Below are 15,577 nucleotides of genomic sequence, written 5' to 3'. Positions count from 1 at the left end.
ACTAAATCCTTTGCCTCAGGCCCGATGCGCCGGGTTTCACCCTTGTCATCGCCGAAAATCCACGCCAAGGGCGGTGCATGAGGTTCGATACGATCATATTGGGCGCCGGAGCGGCAGGCATGATGTGCGCGGCCCGTTGCGGTGGGCGGGTGCTGGTGATCGACCACGCCAAGGCGCCGGGCGAGAAAATTCGCATCTCAGGCGGAGGGCGGTGCAATTTCACCAATATGTATGCAGGCCCGGACAACTTCCTGTCGCAAAACCCGCATTTCTGCAAGTCCGCGCTAGCCCGGTTTACGCAGTGGGATTTTGTCGATCTGGTGAACCGGCACGGCATCGGATGGCATGAGAAAACGCTTGGGCAGTTGTTCTGTGATGGCTCTTCAAAGCAGATCATCCAGATGTTGCTGGACGAGATGAGCCGCGCCGGCGCCGAGCTGTGGGTCCAGACCGCGCTGCGTGATCTGCGCAAGGATGGCACCGGATTCGCGCTGGAGGTCGAGCGTGAGGGGCAGCGCCTGCATCTGACCTGTGCCAATCTGGTGCTGGCCACGGGGGGCAAATCCATCCCCAAGATGGGCGCGACCGGGCTGGCCTATGACATTGCCCGGCAGTTTGGCCTGCGGGTGACCGACACCCGCGCGGCGCTGGTGCCATTCACCTTTTCGGATGGCCGGTTCAAGGACCTGTCCGGTGTTTCCCTGCCCGTGCGGCTTTCTAACGAACGCACAAGTTTTGACGAAGCGCTGTTGTTCACCCATCGCGGCCTCAGCGGGCCGTCCGTTTTGCAGCTGTCCTCTTATTGGCGCGAAGGTGAGGAGATCGGCGTGAACCTGATCCCCGAACTGCCCCTGTTCGATCTGCTGCGTGCGCAACGGCAAAACGCCGGGCGCAAGGCGCTGACAACGGAACTTGCGCGGCATCTGCCGTCCCGGCTGGTCGAGTATCTGAGCCAAGTCATTCCGATGTCCGGCAATCTGGCCGATCAGTCGGACGCGAAGCTGTCTGAACTGGTCGCGGCCCTGTCTGACTGGCGGCTGGTACCGTCGGGAACCGAAGGGTATCGCACTGCCGAGGTCACACTGGGCGGAATAGATACCGATGATCTGTCGTCGAAAACGATGGAGGCCAAGGATGTCCCTGGCCTCTATGCGATTGGCGAAGCGGTGGATGTCACCGGGTGGCTTGGCGGCTACAACTTTCAATGGGCGTGGTCATCAGGCCATGCCGCAGGTGTTGCCATTGCCGCCAGACATTAACCTACACTTCCGTTTGCGCGGCATTAACCTACGACGTTGTAGCCGCGACCGCGCATGCAGTTGCGCACGATCACTTCCTGGTTCTGGGTGTTGCTGATCGCACTGGCACCCACACCGACCAGAGCACCGGCCGCCGCCGCACGGCCAAGATCGCTGGCGCTGTTGTCGATAATTGCCGTGGTTGCCGCCGCACCAGCCGCGCCGATGGCGGCAGCGCCCGCGGTGTTGCTGTCCAGCGTCGGGCGGGACCGCGCCAGCGCCTGACAATTGGCCAGATCGGACTGGTAATTCGGCCCCACAGGCCCGTCGATGATAGGAACATAATTCGCCCCGCTATTGGCACAGGCCCCGGCCAGCGCAACGACGGGAAGGATGGAGAGAATTTTGCGTGCAGACATTTCCGCTTCCTCTTTATTGAACTTAAGGTGACGCAACCTCAATTCCAACAAAGTGTCAATCTGACTGAAAAATGTCCACACGTACCGGCAGGCTGTTGCAGGTGCGGTGTTAGCCCAGCCGTTTTTGCACCTGCGCTGTGAAATCGTCGCCACGCTGTTCGAAATTGTCATATTGATCGAAACTTGCTGCTGCCGGGGCCAGCAGAACGGTCTCGCCCGCCTGTGCATCCGCCATGGCCTGCGCCACTGCCGCCTCCATCGTGGTACAAACCTGTGCGTCGGACGTCAGTTGCATCGCAAAGCCCGCCGCCTCACGACCGATAACATAGGCTTTGATCACCTGATCCGCTGCTGCGTTCAGGGCTGCGACACCGCCTTCCTTTTCAAGGCCGCCACAGATCCATCGGATCTTTTTGAACGCCATAAGCGCTTTCAGGGCGCTGTCGACATTGGTCGCCTTGGAGTCGTTGACATAGGTAACCCCGTCGGCCTCGGCGATGATCTGGCTGCGGTGGGGCAGGCCCGGGAACGAGTGCAGCGCGTCTTCGATCACGCGTGGCGCAAGGCCCAGCGACCGGCAGGCCGCATACGCCGCGCAGGCGTTCTGGTGGTTATGGGCACCGGGAAGGCCCTTGATCGCGCGCAGGTCGATGGACCCGGCCTGCCGCCCCTTGCGGTATTCCGACAAAAACCCCTTGCGCGCAAAGACCTGCCATCCCGGCCCCGTCAGCTTTCGCGTTACCGAGATACGAATTACGCGGTCATCCGCTGGCCCTTCGGCCAGTTGGCCAGCAAGAAAGGCGCCTTCGGTTTCATCGATGCCGACGATCGCGCGGTCCGGGCCGCCTTCGGCAAAGAGGCGCCGTTTGGCCGCGAAATATCCCCCCATGCCGCCGTGGCGGTCCAGATGATCTGGCGAAAGGTTGGTGAACACCGCCACATCCGGGGTCAGCGCACGGGCCAGTTCCGTCTGATAGCTGGAAAGTTCCAGCACCACGACCGAACTATCGCCACCCGGATCGATATCCAGAACACCGCGCCCGATATTTCCGGCCAGCTGCGCCTCGCGCCCGGCCTCGGTCAGGATGTGATGGATCAGAGCAGCAGTGGTTGATTTCCCGTTCGAGCCGGTGACCGCGATGACCCGTGGTGGAGTGTCATAGTTGCTCCATTCCGGCCCCGCAAAAGAGCGGAAGAACAGCCCGATATCATTGTCCACAGGCACGCCTGCGTCCAAGGCTGCGGCAACCACGGGGTTGGGTTCGGGATAAAGATGCGGAATGCCCGGCGAAACGATGAGCGTGGCAATGGTGTCAAACGCCCCCTGTTTGCGCAGGTCGGCACAGGAGAATCCTTCGCCCTCGGCTATGGCGCGAGCTGTCGGGTTGTCATCCCAGCAGACCGGCTCCGCCCCGCCTGCGCGCAAGGCGCGTGCGGTTGCCAGGCCGGACCGGCCCAATCCCAGAACCGCAACTTTCTGCCCTGAAAAGCCTTTGACCGGGATCATTTCATGTGTCCTTTGCCTAGCTGCGCTTCAAGCCAGTCTGCCCGCTCGACCACGGGCCGTTTCGGGACAAGGACTGTCTGGAAACCAAGTTTCGGTAAGCGGTCGCACAAAGCTTCATATTCCGCAAGAGCGTCAGACAGATCATGCTGTCGCTCGCTGTCCTGAACATAGATTTCAGGCCATGGTGGAAACAGGAACACGCGGCAATCATAGCCAAGCCGCAGAATCTTATCACGCAGTGCATTTTCAAGATTTGTGCCCGTGCGCTCGAACCAGATCAGAGCATCCAGCGCCGACCTGTCAAACAGAACCAGACCAGCTGGAGCATGGGCCATGTCGTCAATAGCCGTGCCGATCACCTTTCTGCAAAACGCCTTGGGGTCATTCCACGGTAACGCGTTCCCACCGCTATGCTGCTCGGCCCTGACCACACGTCGACCAGGTTCAGGAACCGTTGCGTAGCCACGTTTCGCCATTTCCTGAAGCAGGGTTGACTTACCTCCGCTGGAACATCCTGACAAAACAACTCGACGGTTGGTCACCGGACTTTCAGCGTTGCCAGACCGATCATCGCCAGGATCAGCGAGATGATCCAGAAGCGGATGACGATGGTAGGCTCGGCCCAGCCCTTTTTCTCATAATGATGATGGATCGGGGCCATCAGGAAAACCCGCTTGCCGGTGCGTTTGAAGTAGAGAACCTGAATGATCACGCTCAACGCCTCGACCACGAACAGGCCGCCGACGACGGCCAGAACCAGCTCGTGCTTGGTGGCCACGGCAATAGCGCCCAGCGCGCCGCCCAGTGCCAGCGATCCGGTATCCCCCATGAACACCGCCGCCGGGGGGGCGTTGTACCACAGAAATCCCAGACCCGCACCAAAGAGCGCAGAGGTGAAGATAAAGATCTCACCCGTGCCCGGCACGTAATGCACGTCGAGATATTCGGTAAAGTCGACGCGGCCCACGGCATAGGCGATCACGCCCAGCGTCGAGGCGGCGATCATCGCTGGCATGATGGCCAGACCGTCCAGACCGTCGGTCAGGTTTACCGCGTTGGCGGCCCCTACGATCACGACAATCGAGAACGGGATATAGAAGATACCCAGATTGACCAGCGTGTCCTTGAACACCGGCACGGCCAGTTGATTCTGCAACGCTTCGGGGTGGTGCAACGTCGCCCAGAGCGCGGCCAGCACCGCGATGATCACGCCCAAGGCAAGGCGCATCCGCCCCGGAACGCCCTTGGTGTTCTGTTTCGACACCTTGGCATAGTCATCCGCGAATCCAATGGCCGCATAAGACAGGGTCACGAAAAGCACCATCCAGACGTAAGGGTTGTCCAGACGTGCCCAGACGAGGGTCGAGGTCACAAGAGCACCGACAATCAGCAACCCGCCCATTGTTGGCGTGCCTGCCTTGGAAAAATGCCCCTCGGGGCCATCATTGCGGATCGGCTGGCCCTTGCCCTGCTTTCTGCGCAGCACGTTGATCAGGGGCTTTCCGAAGATGAACCCAAAGATCAGTGCCGTCATGAAGGCACCGCCTGCGCGGAAGGTGATATACCGGAAGAGGTTCCAGAAATCCCCGCCATCCGACAGGGCGGTCAACCAGTACAGCATGACAATACCTTTCTCACACGAGGCGCATGGGCGTGATCACCCATCAAGCGCGCCCCCTTGCCCCATTTTGCGCAGACCGTCAACAATCGAGGCCAATCCCATGCTTAGAGAGCCCTTGGCCAGAACAGTATCGCCGTCCCTGACCAGCGACGGCAACCGTCCGGCCATCTCGGCGCTGGTTTCGGACCAGAGACCGCGTTTGGCAGGGGGCAGAGCGTGGTGCAGTGCCCGCATCAACGGGCCGATACAATGCACCTGATCGACATGTGCCATCGCTTCGGCATCGGCCATGGCGGCGTGCATCGCCACTTCCTGTGTGCCCAGCTCTTTCATGTCGCCCAGAATGGCGATGCGGCGTTTGCCTTGTGAGGCAGCGAGTACATCCAGCGCGGCCTCCATCGAGGTCGGGTTGGCGTTATAGCTGTCATCCAGCAGTTCGATCTGCCCGCCGCCGGGCAGAGGAATGCTTTCCCGTACGCCGCGCCCCTTGACCGGGGACCATGCGCGCAGACCTGCGACGGCGTCATCGAGATCAACACCCAATTCAACGCAGGCTGCCAAGGCCCCCAGCGCGTTCATGGCGAAATGCGTACCGGCAGAGTTCACCTCAAATCGGATTACCTGTTCACCAACGGCAGCCTCGGCTTTCACGGTGTTCGCCGCCTGCTGAACGTCGGTCAGCCGGTAATCCGTTGCGCCTTGGCCGAAATCCACGATTCCGGCCCCCTGCCCAAGCGCCGTTTGGCGCAGGATGTCTGCGTGGTCGATATCTGCGTTGACGATTGCCGCGCCACCGGGTTCGAGCCCTTCAAAGATCGCTGCTTTTTCATGGGCGATACCAGCGACGGACTCGAAGGCTTCCAGATGTACCGCCGCCACGGTTGTAACCAGCGCCACATGCGGGCGGGCCTGCTGGGCCAGCGGGGCAATCTCGCCCGGATGGTTCATTCCGATCTCGATCACTGCGAACTCAGTGTTACACGGCATCCGTGCAAGGGTCAGCGGAACGCCCCAGTGGTTGTTGTAACTGGCCACGCTGGCATGGGTTTTGCCTTGTGTTTCGAGGATCACGGCCAGCATTTCCTTGGTCGATGTCTTGCCGACACTGCCGGTCACCCCCACCACACGCGCATTCGTTCTGGCGCGTGCCGCCTGCCCCAAAGCCTCGAGCCCCGCCTGAACATCATCGACGATCAGCAGTGGTGCGTCTGGCGATACGTTGTCGGGAATATGCGAGACCAAAGCCGCGCCCGCGCCTTTCTCAAGCGCTTGGGCCACGAATTCATGCCCGTCCCGCGCCGCTTTCAGCGCAACAAACAGATCACCGGGTTGAAGGGTGCGCGTGTCGATGGAGACACCATCAGCGGTCCAATCGGTCGTGACCCGCCCGCCCGTTGCCTGAGCGGCCTCGGATGCTGTCCAGAGCGTCATGCGACCCTCCCGTCCAGCGCGGCGACGGAAATGCTGGCCTGTTCCACATCATCAAAGGGCAGTACCTGATCGCCGACGACCTGCCCGGTTTCGTGGCCCTTGCCCGCAATCAGCAGTGCGTCGCCGGGTTGCAGGGCATCGATGCCGCGCAGAATGGCTTCGGCGCGGTCGCCGACCTCGGTCACGCTGACGTCGCCCGCTGCCTCGAGTGCACCTGCCATGACGGCGGCGCGGATGGCGGCGGGGTCTTCGCTGCGCGGGTTGTCATCGGTGACGAAAACCATATCCGCATAGTTCGAGGCCGCCCTGCCCATCAGCGGGCGTTTCGTGGCATCGCGGTCGCCGCCCGCGCCGACAATGGCAATCAGGCGGCCCATCACATGCGGACGCAGCGCCTTGAGGGCGGTGGCCACGGCGTCGGGGGTGTGCGCGTAATCCACAAAAACTGTCGCGCCGTTGTCGCGGGTTGCGGCCAGCTGCATACGCCCGCGCACGGTGGTCAGATGCGGCAGTGTTTCAAAAACCCGTTCGGGGCTGTCGCCCGCAGCAATCACCAGACCGCAAGCCAGCAGGATGTTTTCGGCCTGGAACCCTCCGATCAGGTTCAGGCGGGTCTGGAAGGTCCGGCCCTGCCACGCAAATCGCAGGTCCTGCCCGGTGGCATCGAACCGCTGGTTGATCAGGCACAGATCGGCGTCGCCCAACCCGACGGTCAACACCGATTGACCGCGCGCCTCGGCGATCCGGCGGACCCGAGACCCCTTGGGATCGCTCAGATTGATAACCGCGGTGCCATCCTGTGGCAGAACCCGGTCGAACAACCCGGCCTTTGCTGCGAAATACGCTTCAAAAGTCTCGTGGTAATCCAGATGGTCCTGCGTGAAGTTCGAAAACCCGGCAGCGGTCAGGTGCACGCCATCCAGGCGGCGCTGTTCGAGGCCGTGGGACGAGGCCTCCATCGCGGCATGGGTCACGCCGTTTTCGGCGGCTTCCGCCAGACAGCGATGCAGGGTGATCGGCTCGGGCGTAGTATGGGCCAGCGGTGCTGTCCATGCCCCTTCGACACCGGTTGTCCCAAGGTTGACGGCGGCATGGCCCAGTTCGGTCCAGATCTGGCGCACAAAGGTGGCAACCGAGGTTTTTCCGTTTGTTCCGGTGACCGCGACAATGGTCTGCGGCATCGCGCCGAACCACAGGGCGGCGGCCCCGGCCAGCGCCTGACGCGGGTCTTCGACAACCACCAGCGCCGCATCCGACGCCGCAAGTTCAGCTGCTGCGATTCTCGCCCCTTCGGCATCGGTCAGGATGGCGGCGGCCCCCATGCGCAGGGCGTATTGGATGAACGAACCACCATGAACCCGCGTGCCGGGAAGGGCTGCAAACAGGAAACCGTCTTTCACCTCGCGGCTGTCGACGGCCAGACCGGTGATCTCGGGGTTTACCCCGCCTCGCGCGGTCAGGGCCAGTTGGCTGAGTTTCTTTGTCCTTGTGCCCATGACCCACCTCTTGCCGGACAGCCTAGTTTGAGGTCAGCGTTATAGCAGCGCCCGCCTCAGGCTCAAGCCGGGGACGCAAGCCCAGCAGAGGTGCCACGCGACCAATAAGTTCGGCAGCTACAGGCACTGCTGTCCAGCCTGCAGTTCGGCGTTTTTCGCCGTATGCCACGATCGAGGGTTCATCCAGCGTGACGATCAGAACATATTTCGGATCGTAGGCCGGGAAGATCGTTGCGAAAGTTGCGATGACCTTGTCTTCGTAATACCCGCCGCGTGGCTTGGGCTTGTCTGCCGTGCCGGTCTTGCCAGCCACGTCATACCCTTGCACTTCGCCAAAGCTGGCAGTGCCATCCGTCACCACCTTGCGCAGCATTTTCTGCGCCTGACGCGCGGTTCCCTGCGACATCACGCGGGGGCCGTATTGCGGGCCGTTCTGGCGCAGGATGGTCGGGCTGACATAGTGCCCGCCATTGGCAATCGCCGCATATCCCGCTGCCAGATGCATCGGGCTGGTTGACAGGCCATGGCCGTAGGAGATGGTCACGGTGCTCAGCTCGCCCCATTTCTTCGGCATCAGCGGCACACCACCCTTGGCTTCGACAATCTCGAACGGAGTCGGTTCGAACATGCCGAGCGCGTTCAGAAAGTCCTGCTGCCGCTGCGCACCGATCTGCAACGCCAGACGCCCGGTGCCGCGGTTCGAGCTGTGGACGATCACATCCGCCACGCTGATCTTGCCGTAATTCTTGCCGTTAAATTCACCAATCGGGAAGCGCCCGATCTTCATCGGGCCGGATGTATCGATGATGGTGTTCGAGTTTACCAGCCCAAGCTCGACCGCCTGCGCGGCGGTGAAAATCTTGAAGACCGACCCCAGTTCGTACACGCCTTGCACATAGCGGTTGAACAGCGGGCTGTCCGAGGGATCAAACCCCGCGGTCGGCGGGCGCGGACGATCATTGGGATCGAATGAGGGCAGCGAGGCGGCGGATACAACCTCGCCCGTATGCGCATTCATCAGAACCGCCGATGCACCCTTGGCATTCATGATCTTCATACCGCCATAGAGCACCTGTTCGACCGCGGCCTGAATGGTCAGGTCCAGCGACAGTTGCAGCGGCTTGTTGCCGTTGGCGGGATCGCGCAGATAGTCGTCAAACTGCTTTTCCACCCCGGCCACACCGATCACCTCGGCGGCGCTGACGCCCTCGCGGCCAAAGCCGGAGCCGCCAAGGATGTGCGCGGCCAGCTTGCCATTGGGATAGAGGCGCATTTCGCGCGGGCCAAACAGGATGCCGGGATCACCGATGTCGTGCACGGCCTGTTTCTGTTCGGGCGAGATGCGTTTCTTGATCCACAGGAACTTGCGGTTGCCGGTGAAGTCCTTGACCAGACGCTCTTTATCCAGATCGGGGAAGATCGCGACCAGCTGATCTGCTGCCGCAATCGGGTCGATCATCAGCGGTGGCTGCGCGTAGACGGAATAAGTGTCCAGATTGGTTGCCAGAATGCGCCCTTCGCGGTCGACGATATTGGCGCGCTGCATGGCAATCGCAGCCCCCGGCGCATTGGCCAGCGGCTCCTGCGCCTCGGACGTTGCCAACATACCCATGCGGACGCCAACCACCGTGAAAGCGCAAAAGAAGAACAACCCCAGCACCAGCAGACGCCCTTCGGCGCGGGCGCGGGCGCGGTCTTTCATGTCTTCGTGGCGCTTGCGGATGTTTTCACGCTCAATCGCCTTTGGGTTTTCGCCCCGGGCGCGGGCGTCAAGGATACGGGCCAGTGGGCGAAGGGGCGTGCGCGTCATGGGATCTGCACCTCGCCCAAGGCCTGAATGTCGGTGATGGCCTGCAATTCAATCGGGTCAACGATGGGCAGGTCAGGATCCTCGGCAAAGGCAATCTGGTCGGCGCGCCCGAACTGTTCGGCCCGCAGAGGCAGCAGACCAAGACGTTCAAAATTCAGGTCTGCCAGTTCTCGCAGCCGGTCCGGGCGGTTCAAATAGGCCCATTCGGCGTTCAGGACCGCCAGCCGCACCTGCGCCATGCCGATCTCGCGTTGCAGGGATTGCGTTTCCTTCACCACCTGTTGGGTGCGATAATTCTCCTGATAGGCCCAAAGCGCCAATCCGAACACGGACAGGGCAGTCAACACATACAAAACACTCTTCATCTTGCCCTTCCCCCCAGTTGAGGCGTTCCAATGGCGCGGGCCTCAATTTCCCCCGCCGGAGCATCGGTACGGATCGCAACACGCAGCTTGGCCGAGCGCGCGCGCGGGTTTTCCTGCAATTCCTGTTCGTCGGGCCCCACCGCCTTGCGGGTCTTCAGCGTGAATTGCGGCTGGTCCTGTTCCATCTCGGGCGCATAGCGGTTCGCACGCCCTGTCTTGCCCGCGCGCGACTGAAAGAACCGTTTGACCATCCGGTCCTCGATGGAATGGAAGGTGACAACGGCCAGCTGCCCACCAGGTTTCAGCGCACGTTCGGCAGCCATAAGGCCCTGAAACAGCTCTTCATATTCGGCATTCACCGCGATCCGCAGGCCCTGAAAACTGCGCGTTGCGGGATGCGATTGCCCCGGTTTCGGACGCGGCAGACAGGATTCGACAATCTCGGCCAGTCGCAGGGTTGTTGTGATCGGCGCCTCGGTTCGTGCCCTGACAATCGCCTTGGCAATCCGGCGGCTGGCGCGTTCTTCGCCATAGTGGAACAGGATGTCGGCCAGTTGCGCCTCGGTCGCGGTGTTCACCAGATCGGCGGCGCTTTCGCCTTGCTGGCTCATCCGCATATCCAGCGGACCGTCCTTCATGAAGGAAAACCCGCGCTCGGCCTGATCCAGCTGCATCGAGGACACGCCAAGATCCAGTACAACGCCGTCCAGGTCCTGCGCATATTCGTCCATTCGCGAGAATACGCCGGGCTGCATCACCAGCCGGTCGCCGTAATCCTGCGCCCAATCTGCCGCCATTTCAAAGGCCAGCGGGTCTCGGTCTACACCGATCACCTTGTCCGCACCGGCCTCCAACAGCCCGCGCGTGTAGCCGCCCGCGCCAAACGTGCCGTCCAGCCAGATGCCAGTGACCGGCGCAACCGCAGCCAGCAAGGGGCGCAGCAGAACGGGAATATGTGGTTTTTCAGATGAGGACGCAGCGCCGGCCATGCCGTTACGCATCCCCGGTGCCATCTAGGAACTGCATCGGATCAAAATCGTCCGGCAGATCATCCATCCATTCTTCGGTCTTGGCCAGTTCCTCGACCTCGTAGGTCTCGGGTTTCCAGATCTGAAAGGTGTCACCTGCGGCAATAAAGAACGCCTCGCCTTCCAGACCGATCTTGCTGCGCAGCTTGGCGGGCAGCACAAGACGCCCGGTTTCGTCCACGTTGGTCGGGAAGGACTGACCGTGGAACATGCGCTGCAACATCCGCCGCTGCATCGAGCCACGCGGCAGGGCATCGATCTTGGCATCAACCTCGTCAATCGCCTGCATGGTATAACATTCAAGGAACTTGCGGCGGTGGTCACCATAGACAATCACCAGTTCAGGGTTGTCACCGGGCTGCCAGTTGGGATCGGACGATTCAAGCACACGGCGAAACGAGGCCGGGATCGACACCCTGCCCTTCGTATCCACCTTGTGGTGGCTCTCACCTCTAAACCTGCGCGCCAAGACGACTGTCCCTTTCGCTTGCGCCCCACCTTGAATTCACGGTCCCCCCGGATGAAAAACGGCGGGTTGATCTGCTGCCACTGATCAACCCGCCGCATTGACCCGCTAAGCGGGATGTCCAGCTGCGCGCGCCACCTGGGGGGATGTCTGCTCGCCCGCGCGCCGGATCTCTTGGTTGATGAAAGCGAGATGCCTGTATGAAACCTGAATATTTTTGGTCGGGGTCGTTTGGTGCCCCTGCTGCCTCGTCCTCATCGGATGTATTAGGGATGACATGGGAATTCATGGAAATCAATAGGAAATTTGCGCAGCGTGTCATGAGGAACACGGCCAGAGCGGAATATCATTGAAGGATTCGAGCCCCACGACACCAGTTTTAGCGTGCGATGAAAAACACGCCCCTATATATAGAAAATTCTGCGGCCGAATTTTTTCCCGCGATTTCCCAAGAATTTTGCCTGCTTTTCTTTTGGACTGGAAATATTGGCCCCAAATGCACAATCAGCCCTTCGAATCGTTCAGAATTTCGGATCGCTTTCCAGTATTCTCCCCCGCGCGACCACATCGCCCCATGATTTCCCACGAGCGATTTACCCATGCCTTGTCAACATCAGAACGGATATGTTTTGCCCATTTTCCCGCCGAGTGCGCTCAATTCAAAGGCAGGCTATCGGGAAGGGCCAGATGCCGCCGACAAAGCTGACCTAGGGTCGACCCCATATTTTCAAGGCGCATCGCGGCAGGAAGAAAAAACTGAGCCAATCTATGCATTTGCTGCATAGCGGCATTGATGTCGTGACCTATTGTGCAATTGCAGCATTTGCCTATCTTCAGTCTCAAGCAAGGGCCGGACGATACCGGCAAGACAAAAAAGATACGGATGATGAGCATGGCAGTCGCAAGCACGCATACAGCAGTAAAGAACGCACCGGCGTTTGGTTTTGGCGCAGTTTTGGAAAACGCAAAGACCCGGTTCGTGCGCTATCGCCTGTACCGCCAGACCGTCAATGAACTGTCCGCTCTGTCGAACCGCGAGCTAGCCGATCTTGGCCTGCACCGCTCGATGATCCGCCGCGTTGCCATGCAGGCAGCGAGCGAACAATCCGGGCGATAAGCGCAACACGCATACTGAGATCAGGCCCTTCCTCCTCCCTTAGGGTCTGTAATCAGCGGCAGCGTCTTCCTCCTCCCTGACGTTGCCGCACCTTATACCGGCCTCAACCTGCCGGACACGGATACATCGGGGCTTCCTCCTCCCTGCCTTGATGTTGAAAGCGCGCGGCGATGTCTTCCTCCTCCCTGACATCGCCGCGTCTTCCTCATACCGGGTTCAAACCCGGGTTCGCATACATCAGGGCTCTCCTCCTCCCTGCTCTGATGTTGACAAGACGGCGGTTCCCTTTCCTCCTCCCTGGGACCCGCCGTTTTTTGTTTTTCAGACACTGGTGTAGGATGGCATCCTGACTTCTGATGCGGAGGACGCCATGGCCGCCTATTTCATTGCGCAGATCAACATTCACGACCCCGACGGGTACCAGGGCTATCTGGCAGGTTTCATGCCGATCTTCGACCGCCACGGCGGTCGCCTGCTGACGGTCTCATCCAAACCGGTCGAACGGATCGAAGGCGATTGGCCAGAAGGCGGGATTGTGTTGATGGAGTTTCCGGATCTTGCAGCGGCGAAAGCCTGGAAGGACGACCCGGATTACATCGAACTGGCGAAGATCCGAAAGGCCACCGCAACCACCAATCTGGTTCTGGTCGACGGGATATGACGCCTCAGAACGGGACGTCATCCTTGTTGGTCAGAAAACGCGAGACCACTTTCTTGATGCCCGCCTTGTCGAAATCGACCTCGACCTTGTCACCTTCGATCCCGATCACCGCGCCATAACCGAATTTCTGGTGAAACACCCGCTCGCCCAGCGTGAAACTGGCCAGTGCGGTGGCGTCGATCACCGTGTTGCGGCTTTCGCGGGGTTGCGACATGCCATATTGGCCCTGCCGCGCCTGCAGCCGTCTCCAGCCCGGCGAGTTATAGACGTTGGCTTCGGCCGCGCGGGTTTCTATGCCCGCCGTCTGATGACCGCCACCATAAAGGCCCGGAGGTGTCAGCACCTCGACATGGTCCTCGGGCAACTCGTCAATGAACCGTGACGGCATCGAGTTCTGCCATTGCCCGAATACCCGCCGGTTAGCGGCGAAGGAAATCGTACAAACCTCTTCGGCGCGGGTGATGCCGACATAGGCCAGACGGCGTTCTTCCTCGAGTCCTTTGAGGCCGGTTTCGTCCATCGACCGCTGCGAGGGGAACAGCCCGTCTTCCCACCCCGGCAGGAAAACGACGGGAAACTCCAGCCCCTTGGCCGCGTGCAGGGTCATGATCGAGACTTTAGCGCCGTCACCATCCTGCTCATTGTCCATGACCAGGCTGACATGTTCCAGAAACCCTTGCAGGTTTTCGAAATTGTCCAGTTGGTTGACCAGTTCCTTGAGGTTTTCCAGACGCCCCGGCGCTTCGGGGGTCTTGTCGTTCTGCCAATGGGCCGTATAGCCGGATTCGTCGAGAATGATCTGGGCCAGTTCGATATGGGTATGCTCGGGCGCGCCATATCGGATCGGCGAAACCCCATCATCGATAACAGTGTCATCATCGACCTCAATCCGGGGACCGCGTGTCATCGCATTCCACCGGGCCAACCCGTCGATCAATTCGCGCAGCGCTTTGCCGCCCTTGCCCTTGATCAGCCCATTGTCGACTGCGATCCGGGCACCTTCGACCAGAGACACGCCGTTCTCGCGCGCCACAATCTGAATGGCCTGCTGCGCCTTGTCGCCCAATCCGCGTTTAGGCGTATTCACGATCCGCTCGAACGCCAGATCATCCTCGGGGCTGGTCACCAGCCGGAAATAGGCCATGGCATCGCGGATCTCCATCCGCTCGTAGAAACGCGGGCCGCCGATCACCTTATAGGGCAGACCGATGGTCAGGAACCGGTCCTCGAAGGCGCGCATCTGGTGCGAGGCACGGACGAGAATCGCCATCTCATCAAGGTTCATCGGACGGATACCGCGCGTCCCGCCCTGCATCGCGTCGATTTCCTCACCGATCCAGCGGGCCTCTTCCTCGCCATCCCAATGGCCGATCAGGTTGACCTTGTGGCCGTCTTTGGCATCGGTCCAAAGCTCTTTACCCAAGCGGCTTTCGTTGCCCCGAATGACGTTGGAAGCCGCCGCCAGAATATGTGGGGTCGAGCGATAGTTTTGTTCCAGCCGCACTACGCAGGCACCGGGAAAGTCCTTTTCAAACCGTAGGATGTTACCCACCTCGGCCCCGCGCCAGCCATAGATCGACTGGTCGTCATCGCCCACGCAGCAGATGTTCTTGTGCCCCCCGGCCAGCAGGCGCAACCACAGGTACTGGGCAACGTTGGTATCCTGATACTCATCCACAAGGATGTAGCGGAACCAGCGCTGGTATTGTTCCAGAACATCTGGATGGGTCTGAAAAATCGTGACCATGTGCAACAGCAGGTCGCCGAAATCCACCGCATTCAGCTCGCGCAGGCGGGTCTGGTATTGAGCATAGAGCTCAATGCCCTTGTTGTTATAGGCCCCGGCATCCGCCACAGGCACCTTGTCGGGCGTCAGCGCACGGTTTTTCCAGTCGTCGATGATCCCCGCCAGCATCCGCGCCGGCCAGCGTTTGTCATCGATATTGGCGGCCCGAACCAATTGCTTGAGCAGGCGCAGCTGGTCGTCGCTGTCCAGAATCGTGAAGTTCGATTTCAGATCGACCAGCTCCGCGTGGCGGCGGAGCAGTTTGACGCATATGGAATGGAAGGTGCCCAGCCATGGCATTCCTTCAGCTGGCTGGCCCAGCAAGCGGCCTACTCGTTCTTTCATCTCGCGCGCGGCCTTGTTGGTGAAGGTCACCGACAGAATCTCGTTCGGGCGCGCGCGCGCCGTGTTGAGCAGATGCGCAATCCGGGCCGTCAGCGCCTTGGTCTTGCCAGTCCCCGCCCCGGCCAGCATCAGAACCGGGCCGTCCAGACGTTCGACCGCGTCACGTTGCGCCGGGTTCAGATCATCCAGATAGGGCGAAGGGCGCACGGCCATAGCCCGCGCCGACAGGGATGCGCCTTCGAAGGCGTCCATTTCGTCAAAACTGCTCATGCCCCCAAACTACGCCG

14 protein-coding genes are annotated in these 15,577 nt (G+C 60.7%); 3 read left to right on the top strand and 11 right to left on the bottom strand.

The genetic code is table 11. The features are described 5' to 3' along the window. The first annotated feature begins 77 nt into the window (after window positions 1-77). Window positions 78-1,259, top strand: a complete 1,182-nt coding sequence (locus ACR3FC_RS14405) for a BaiN/RdsA family NAD(P)/FAD-dependent oxidoreductase (RefSeq protein WP_480475939.1) — start codon at window positions 78-80, stop codon at window positions 1,257-1,259. A gap of 23 nt (window positions 1,260-1,282) precedes the next feature. Here the strand turns inward: ACR3FC_RS14405 and ACR3FC_RS14400 are convergent, their stop codons facing one another. The 10 genes from ACR3FC_RS14400 to mraZ all read right to left on the bottom strand — a co-directional run bounded on the left by ACR3FC_RS14400 (window position 1,283) and on the right by mraZ (window position 11,348). Further along, entirely contained in the window at window positions 1,283-1,657 is a 375-nt protein-coding gene (locus ACR3FC_RS14400) for a glycine zipper family protein (protein WP_480475937.1), read from the bottom strand. A 109-nt stretch (window positions 1,658-1,766) separates the two neighbouring features. After that, a complete protein-coding gene (murD, locus tag ACR3FC_RS14395; protein ID WP_480475935.1) occupies window positions 1,767-3,164 on the bottom strand; it encodes a UDP-N-acetylmuramoyl-L-alanine--D-glutamate ligase in 1,398 nt (465 codons plus the stop codon). Continuing rightward, complete coding sequence (locus tag ACR3FC_RS14390) at window positions 3,161-3,706, bottom strand: AAA family ATPase (RefSeq protein ID WP_480475933.1); 546 nt, start codon at window positions 3,704-3,706, stop codon at window positions 3,161-3,163. Before ACR3FC_RS14390 ends, murD begins: the two co-directional genes overlap by 4 nt. Next, window positions 3,703-4,785 (bottom strand): phospho-N-acetylmuramoyl-pentapeptide-transferase, encoded by a 1,083-nt coding sequence (mraY, locus tag ACR3FC_RS14385; RefSeq protein WP_480475931.1) that lies wholly within the window; start codon window positions 4,783-4,785, stop codon window positions 3,703-3,705. The genes ACR3FC_RS14390 and mraY overlap by 4 nt, the downstream gene beginning before the upstream one ends. Before the next feature lie 36 nt (window positions 4,786-4,821). After that, window positions 4,822-6,216 (bottom strand): UDP-N-acetylmuramoyl-tripeptide--D-alanyl-D-alanine ligase, encoded by a 1,395-nt coding sequence (locus ACR3FC_RS14380; RefSeq protein WP_480475929.1) that lies wholly within the window; start codon window positions 6,214-6,216, stop codon window positions 4,822-4,824. Further along, on the bottom strand, window positions 6,213-7,712 hold the full coding sequence (locus ACR3FC_RS14375) for a UDP-N-acetylmuramoyl-L-alanyl-D-glutamate--2,6-diaminopimelate ligase (protein ID WP_480475927.1): 1,500 nt from the start codon (window positions 7,710-7,712) through the stop codon (window positions 6,213-6,215). Before ACR3FC_RS14375 ends, ACR3FC_RS14380 begins: the two co-directional genes overlap by 4 nt. Window positions 7,713-7,734: 22 nt before the next feature. Beyond that, window positions 7,735-9,522: a peptidoglycan D,D-transpeptidase FtsI family protein gene (locus tag ACR3FC_RS14370; protein WP_480475925.1), complete on the bottom strand. Its 1,788-nt coding sequence runs from the start codon at window positions 9,520-9,522 to the stop codon at window positions 7,735-7,737. Continuing rightward, entirely contained in the window at window positions 9,519-9,887 is a 369-nt protein-coding gene (gene ftsL / locus ACR3FC_RS14365) for a cell division protein FtsL (RefSeq protein WP_209504535.1), read from the bottom strand. Before ftsL ends, ACR3FC_RS14370 begins: the two co-directional genes overlap by 4 nt. Beyond that, on the bottom strand, window positions 9,884-10,876 hold the full coding sequence (gene rsmH / locus ACR3FC_RS14360) for a 16S rRNA (cytosine(1402)-N(4))-methyltransferase RsmH (RefSeq protein WP_480476928.1): 993 nt from the start codon (window positions 10,874-10,876) through the stop codon (window positions 9,884-9,886). The genes ftsL and rsmH overlap by 4 nt, the downstream gene beginning before the upstream one ends. Window positions 10,877-10,880: 4 nt before the next feature. Next, complete coding sequence (gene mraZ, locus ACR3FC_RS14355; protein ID WP_480475923.1) at window positions 10,881-11,348, bottom strand: division/cell wall cluster transcriptional repressor MraZ; 468 nt, start codon at window positions 11,346-11,348, stop codon at window positions 10,881-10,883. A gap of 925 nt (window positions 11,349-12,273) precedes the next feature. Here mraZ and ACR3FC_RS14350 point away from each other — a divergent pair. After that, window positions 12,274-12,498, top strand: a complete 225-nt coding sequence (locus tag ACR3FC_RS14350; RefSeq protein ID WP_480475921.1) for a DUF1127 domain-containing protein — start codon at window positions 12,274-12,276, stop codon at window positions 12,496-12,498. Window positions 12,499-12,868: 370 nt separating this feature from the next. Further along, window positions 12,869-13,159, top strand: a complete 291-nt coding sequence (locus ACR3FC_RS14345) for a DUF1330 domain-containing protein (RefSeq protein ID WP_480475919.1) — start codon at window positions 12,869-12,871, stop codon at window positions 13,157-13,159. 4 nt (window positions 13,160-13,163) lie between these two features. Here the strand turns inward: ACR3FC_RS14345 and ACR3FC_RS14340 are convergent, their stop codons facing one another. Then, on the bottom strand, window positions 13,164-15,560 hold the full coding sequence (locus tag ACR3FC_RS14340) for an ATP-dependent helicase (RefSeq protein WP_480475917.1): 2,397 nt from the start codon (window positions 15,558-15,560) through the stop codon (window positions 13,164-13,166). Between the last annotated feature and the right edge of the window lie 17 nt (window positions 15,561-15,577).

The organism is Ruegeria sp. AF3, from assembly GCF_056536285.1.
The sequence above is the reverse complement of the archived record's forward strand: the minus strand, read 5'-3'. Positions and strand labels throughout refer to the sequence as shown.